Annotated in this window: 6 protein-coding genes and 1 rRNA gene; 4 read left to right on the top strand and 3 right to left on the bottom strand. The window is 72.8% G+C overall.

Annotation, left to right across the window (positions count from 1 at the left end; translation table 11 throughout):
• On the bottom strand, positions 1 to 1,309 hold a 1,309-nt coding region (locus E1281_RS36660), incomplete at its 3' end, for an acyclic terpene utilization AtuA family protein (protein ID WP_131884300.1).
• Positions 1,310 to 1,408: 99 nt separating this feature from the next.
• Here E1281_RS36660 and E1281_RS36655 point away from each other — a divergent pair.
• Positions 1,409 to 2,017 (top strand): TetR/AcrR family transcriptional regulator, encoded by a 609-nt coding sequence (locus E1281_RS36655; RefSeq protein WP_131884299.1) that lies wholly within the window; start codon positions 1,409 to 1,411, stop codon positions 2,015 to 2,017.
• Between the two features lie 18 nt (positions 2,018 to 2,035).
• On the opposite strand, the gene E1281_RS36650 is transcribed toward E1281_RS36655, so the two are convergent.
• Positions 2,036 to 2,458 carry a class I SAM-dependent methyltransferase gene (locus E1281_RS36650; protein WP_131884298.1) on the bottom strand — a complete coding sequence of 141 codons (423 nt, stop codon included), beginning with the start codon at positions 2,456 to 2,458 and terminating at the stop codon, positions 2,036 to 2,038.
• A gap of 210 nt (positions 2,459 to 2,668) precedes the next feature.
• On the opposite strand from E1281_RS36650, the gene E1281_RS36645 reads away from it, so the two are divergent.
• From E1281_RS36645 to E1281_RS36635, 3 genes are read left to right on the top strand one after another with little or no spacing between them, the layout of a single operon-like run.
• Entirely contained in the window at positions 2,669 to 4,144 is a 1,476-nt protein-coding gene (locus tag E1281_RS36645; RefSeq protein ID WP_207943722.1) for an NAD(P)/FAD-dependent oxidoreductase, read from the top strand.
• The gene (locus E1281_RS36640) at positions 4,141 to 4,926 is read left to right on the top strand and encodes a fatty acid desaturase (protein ID WP_131884296.1); all 786 of its coding nucleotides are present in this window, start codon (positions 4,141 to 4,143) and stop codon (positions 4,924 to 4,926) included. Before E1281_RS36645 ends, E1281_RS36640 begins: the two co-directional genes overlap by 4 nt.
• A gap of 4 nt (positions 4,927 to 4,930) precedes the next feature.
• Positions 4,931 to 5,539 (top strand): TetR/AcrR family transcriptional regulator, encoded by a 609-nt coding sequence (locus E1281_RS36635; RefSeq protein ID WP_131884295.1) that lies wholly within the window; start codon positions 4,931 to 4,933, stop codon positions 5,537 to 5,539.
• Between the two features lie 48 nt (positions 5,540 to 5,587).
• On the opposite strand, the gene rrf is transcribed toward E1281_RS36635, so the two are convergent.
• Positions 5,588 to 5,704 (bottom strand): 5S ribosomal RNA (rrf, locus tag E1281_RS36630).
• Positions 5,705 to 5,706: the final 2 nt, after the last annotated feature.

The following is a 5,706-nucleotide window of genomic DNA, read 5'->3' as shown; positions in this document are numbered from 1 at the left end:
GGATGGGAACGCGCTCGCCGTCGTGCGTGACCGCCACGTGCCCGACCGCCTCGTTGGGGACGTAAGCGGGCGAGTAGACGCCGTAGGGACCGCCCTTCCCGGGCGGGGACGTCATCGTGAAGCCGGGATAGCCGGCGAGGCCCAGTTCCACGGCCGCTCCGCTGAACGCGCGGCCGACCTTCTCCGGGTCCGGGTCCAGGACGGCGCAGCGCAGCAGTGCCGTGGCCGCCCCCTGCGTGGCGGGGTCGGGCTTGGGAGTGCCGATGAGCGTCCATTCGACGCGTGCGGGCGGGGCGTCGCCGAGGGCCGCCTCGAGCTGCCGCTTGGCGAGTTCCGCCTTGGCCTCGATCCCGAGCCCGGTGAGCACGAAGGTCACCTCGTTGCGGTGACCGCCGAGGTGGTTCAGGCAGACCTTGGTGGTCGCGGGCGGCGGGAGCCCCTTGACGCCGCTGAGGCGCACCCGGTCCGGGCCGTCCCGCTTCAGCTCGATCGTGTCGAAGCGCGTCGTCACGTCCGGACCGGCGTAGTACGGGCCGCCGATCTCGTACAGCAGCTGCGCCGTGACGGTCTCCACGGACACGGCGCCGCCCGTGCCGTCATGCTTGGTGATCACGCTGGAGCCGTCGGAGTGGAGCTCGGCGACCGGAAAGCCCGGTGCCTTTACGTTGTAGATCTCTTCAAAGAACGCGTAGTTGCCGCCCGTGGCCTGCGCCCCGCACTCCAGGACGTGCCCGGCCGCGGTCGCGCCTGCCAGCGCGTCCCAGTCGTCCCGGGCCCAGCCGAAATGCGCGGCGGCCGGGCCCACCACCAGCGAGGCGTCGGTGACCCGGCCGGTCACCACCACGTCGGCGCCGCCGCGCAGGCACTCGGCGATCCCCCACGCCCCCAGGTAGGCGTTGGCGGTCAGCGGCGCCCCGTACCGCGAATCGGCGAACCCCAGCTCCGCCGCCCGCGCCAGGAGGTCGTCGCCCTCGACGTGGGCGACGCGCACCTTGAGGCCGAGCCGCCCGGCCAGCTCGCGCAGCTCGCCGGCCAGCCCGCGAGGGTTGAGCCCGCCCGCGTTGGCGACGATCGCGGTCCCGCGCTCCACGGCGAGCCCGAGGCACTCCTCCATCTGCCGCAGGAACGTGGCGGCGTACCCGGCGTCCGGGTCCTTCATCTTGCCGCGCCCGAGGATGAGCATCGTCAGCTCGGCGAGGTAGTCGCCGGTCAGGACGTCCAGCGGCCCGTCCTCCAGCATCTCCCGCATCGCGGAGAAGCGGTCGCCGTAGAAGCCCGAGGCGTTACCGACCCGCAACGGTTGGCTCATGCCTGAACCCTGCCAGCCCGGGCACAAAAAATCAATCACGCTTGATTGTTTTCCCGGCGGGCGTTTGGTTGACTGGGGGACCACCGAGCCGAGGACCAGATGACCGCCCAGGCACTCCCCCGTGAACCGCGGCAGGACCGCAGCCGCGCGACCCGGCGGCGCCTCCTGGAGGCCGCCGTCGAACGCCTCGCCTCCGTGGGCTGGGCGGGGACGACCGTGGCGGTGGTCGCCGAACGGGCCGGCGTCTCCCGGGGCGCGGCGCAGCACCACTTCCGGACGCGTGAGGAACTGGTGACGGCCGCGGTCGAGTACGGCTCCGAGGTGCGGATGGCGCAGATGCGCGAGCGCCTCGACGTGCTCACCGGGCGCCGCCCGTCCACCCTGGACGTCGTCACGCTCCTCGGCGAGATGTACACGAGCCCGCTGTTCCGTGCCGCGCTCCAGCTCTGGGTCGCCGCCGCGTCCGACGAGCAGCTCCGCGCGCAGGTCGTCCCGCTGGAGGCCCGGGTCGGACGCGAGGCGCACCGCCTCACGATCGAGGCGCTCGGCGCCGACGAGAGCGTGCCCGGCGTCCGGGAGACGGTCCAGGCGACCCTGGACCTGGTGCGCGGCCTCGGCCTGGCCGACCTGCTCACCGACGACTCGGCCCGCCGCGCCCGCCTGCTGAACCAGTGGGCCCACACCCTCGACCGGGCTCTCGGCCGCTGACCGGCCCCGGACCGGGGCTCAGACGGATATCTCCCGCAAGGGGCTGCCGCCGTCGACGAAGAGGCGGCCACCGGGTGCCAGCGCCGCGGCGATGCGCGGCAGGGCCGCGCGCCCGGCCTGGGGATGGCGGCCGTCGAGCGCGCCCACCCGTACCGCGAACACGAGGTCGAACGGCCCTTCGCCGGGCTCCGGCTCGAACTCCTCGGCCGCCGCCTGCCGGACGCTCATGCGCCCGGAGGCGATCTCGTCCGCCGAGGCGGCCCGCGTCTGCGCGACCGCCTTGGCGGACCGGTCGATCGCGAGGATGTGCCCGGTACCGAGCCGGGCCGCGACGGCCCGCGCGGCGGCGCCCGTCCCGCACCCGATCTCCAGGACCCGCATGCCCGGCGCGAGCGGCAGCGCGTCCACGATCCCGGCGAGACGAGGCGACAGCGACGGCATGTCCCGACGATAGGGCACCGTCGACGATTTCACCCGGCGATTCGGGCACCGATCGCCCTGCGAGGCGCCGAGGCCGCGTCCGGCCATTCTCCGCCTCCACGCATTGACGGCACCCGGCGCCGGACGCAGTCTGAACTTATGTTCAGAACAAGCGTTCAGACCGATCGCCCGCGGAGGGCGGAGCGGTTTCCGGCGTCGTGCGAGGTGGCCGTGCTCGGCGGCGGTCTCGCCGGGATGGCGACGGCGGCCAGGCTGCAGGCGGCGGGCGTGTCCACGCTGGTGGTCGAGGCGCACGGGCATGTCGGGGGCTGCGCCGGCTATTACCGGCGGAGGGGGTTCTCCTTCGACGTGGGCGCCACGACGATGGTCGACTTCGAGCCCGGCGGCGTCGGAGCGGAACTGCTCGAGAACGTCGGGATGGACCCGGTGCCCGGCGAGGCGCTGCCCGGCTACGTCGGCTGGCTGCCCGATCGCAAGATCACCCTCTACCGGGACACAGGCGCCTGGCACCGCGAACGGCTCCGCGCCCTGGGCGACACTCCCCGGCACCGCGCGTTCTGGGCGCGTCTCGACCGCCTCGCGGACGTCTTCTGGGACGCCAGCCGCGCCGGTGTGCGGCTCCCGATGCGGCGCCCCGCGGACGCCCTGCACAATCTGCGGGCCCTCGGCCCGCGCGGGCTCCCGCTCGCCCGCCATCTGAACACCACCCTCGGGGACGCTCTCGTCCGGCACCGCCTCCGCGGAGACGCGCCGCTGGTCGGGCTGCTGTCGATGCTGGTGGAGGACACCGTCCACAGCACCGTCGACCGTGCCCCGCTGATCAACGCCGCGCTCAGCGTCACCATCCGCGGCGCGGGGCTGACCCGCGCGGACGGCGGCATGCGCGGGTTCTGGCGCCGCTTCGTCGCGCACTACCGCGGGATGGGCGGGCAGCTGCGCGTCGGCTGCCGGGTCGAGCGGGTCACCGGACGGGCCGGTGCGTTCGAGGTCCGCACCGCGCGGGGCGTCGTCCACGCCCGGCAGGTGGTGAGCGCGTTGCCCGCCGCGACGACCGCACGCGTCGTCCCCGCGCTCGCCGGCCCCCTCAGGCCCTACCTGGAGCGGGACGAGCAGGACATGGGCGGGGCGGTCGTCGTCTTCCTCGGGGTTCCGGACGAGGAGGTCGCCGGCCAGGAGTTCACCCACCATCAGCTCCTCCAGGACTACGGGCGGCCGCTCGGGGACGGCAACAACATGTTCGTCTCGGTCTCCGCGCAGGGCGACACGGAGAGCGCACCGCCGGGCGAGCGCGCCGTGATGATCTCCACGCACACCCGGCTCGCGGACTGGACCGGGCTGCCGGACGCCGACTACGAGATCCGCAAGAACGAGATCGGCGAGCGCCTCGTCGGCCTGGCCCGACGCGTCCACCCTCCGCTCGGGGAGCGCGCACGGGTCTGGGAGGTGGGCACACCGCGCTCGTACGAGCGTTTCGCTTTCCGGCCGGGCGGCGCGGTCGGCGGTGCGCACCAGGCACCGGGCAACGCCAACCAGAACGCCGTCCCGCATTCCCTGGGCGTGCCCGGCCTGTGGCTCGTGGGCGACTCCACCTGGCCCGGCCTCGGCACCGTCGCGTGCGCGATGGGCAGTCGCATCGTCGCGGAGGAGGCGCTGCGAACCGCGCACCGGACGGCGGTGCCGCGATGACGACGATCCCCGGGCTCTCCGAGTTGGGCTCCGACCTGCTCGTCACCACCCGGGCGCGGCGGACCCTCACCCTGTCCCTGCCATATGCGGGGGTCACCCTGTTCGTTCTGGCGTGGCTCGCGGGCTGGTGGTGGCTGACACCGGTCATCGCCTTCGGCATCTTCGTCGCGGTGGTCACGGCGACGCACGACGCCGTCCACCGGTCCCTCGGCCTCGGCAGGCGGGCGACCGAGTGGGCCCTGTTCCTGCTGGGCGCGGTTCTCCTCGAAAGCGGCCACGCGTACCGCGCCACCCACCTCCAGCACCATCGGACGTTCCCCAGCGACGAGGACCCCGAGGGGTATCCCGCCGACCTGTCGATGCTGGGCGCGATCCTCTACGGCCCGGTCTTCCTCGTCCGCCTGTGGTGGTGGGCGTACCGCCGCGGCCGGGCGGGCCGGCGGGTCTGGCTGCTGGCGGAGGCCGCGGTCCCGTTCGCGGCGATCGGCGCCGGGGTCCTGTTCTCGCGGGGGGTACTCGTCTACGCGATCATGATGATCGTGGGAAGCTGGGTGTACCCGCTGCTGACCGTCCACCTGCCGCACCGGCACTACGGGGACACGCCGCTCACGCAGACCCGCACCCTGCGCGGACGCGTCATCCCCGCGCTGTTCCTGGAGCTGACCTATCACTTGGAGCACCATCTGTACCCGCAGGTTCCGAGCCACCATCTGGCCCGGCTCGCGCGCCGGCTCGACCCCGTCCTCGCCGAGGCGGGGGTCAGACCCTGGAAAGTGATCTAGACCCATGCCGCCACGCGCGGAGACCAGGAAGCGAATCCTCGACGCGACCATCCGGACGCTCGCCGTCGAGGGATACGGCGGGACGACCGCCCGCTCGATCGCCAGGACGGGCGGCTTCGCGCCGGGTGTCATCTACTACCACTTCGAGGACCTGGAGGCGCTCTTCGTCGCGGCCCTCCGCGAGACGAGCCAGGAGCGGATGCAGCGCTACGGGGAGGCGCTCGGCTCCTGCTCGGACGCCACCGAGCTGTTCTCCCGCCTCCGCGAGGTGTACGCCGGGGACATCCGCGACCAGGGGCACATCGATGCGGTCCAGGAACTCTTCACGGCCTCGTCGACGTCGCCGCGGCTGCGGGAGGAGCTTCTGGCGCACGTCGAATCCTGGTCCGCCTTCGCCGCCGAAGCGATCCAGCGGCTCGTCGACGGAACGGCCCTGAAGGACGTCGTCCCGTCACGCGAAGTCGGGATGATCGCGGTCGCGATGTTCCTCGGCATCCAGAAACTCGTCCACCTGGACGCCGACCGCTCCCGCGTCGATTCGCTCTTCGACACCGCCGAATCCGCCGCACTCCTCTGGGATGCCTTCGCCGGCAACCGGACAACCGGCACGTAGAAATGAGAAAGGGCCCCGCCTTTCGGCGGGGCCCTTCCAGCAATATGAGTCCGGCGGTGTCCTACTCTCCCACACAGTCTCCCATGCAGTACCATCGGCGCTGAAGGGCTTAACTTCCGGGTTCGGAATGGGACCGGGTGTTTCCCCCTCGCCAAAACCACCGAACG

Origin of the sequence: Actinomadura sp. KC345 (assembly GCF_004348515.1) — a bacterium.
GTDB lineage: Bacteria > Actinomycetota > Actinomycetes > Streptosporangiales > Streptosporangiaceae > Spirillospora.
This window is presented reverse-complemented; position numbering and strand designations above follow the sequence as displayed.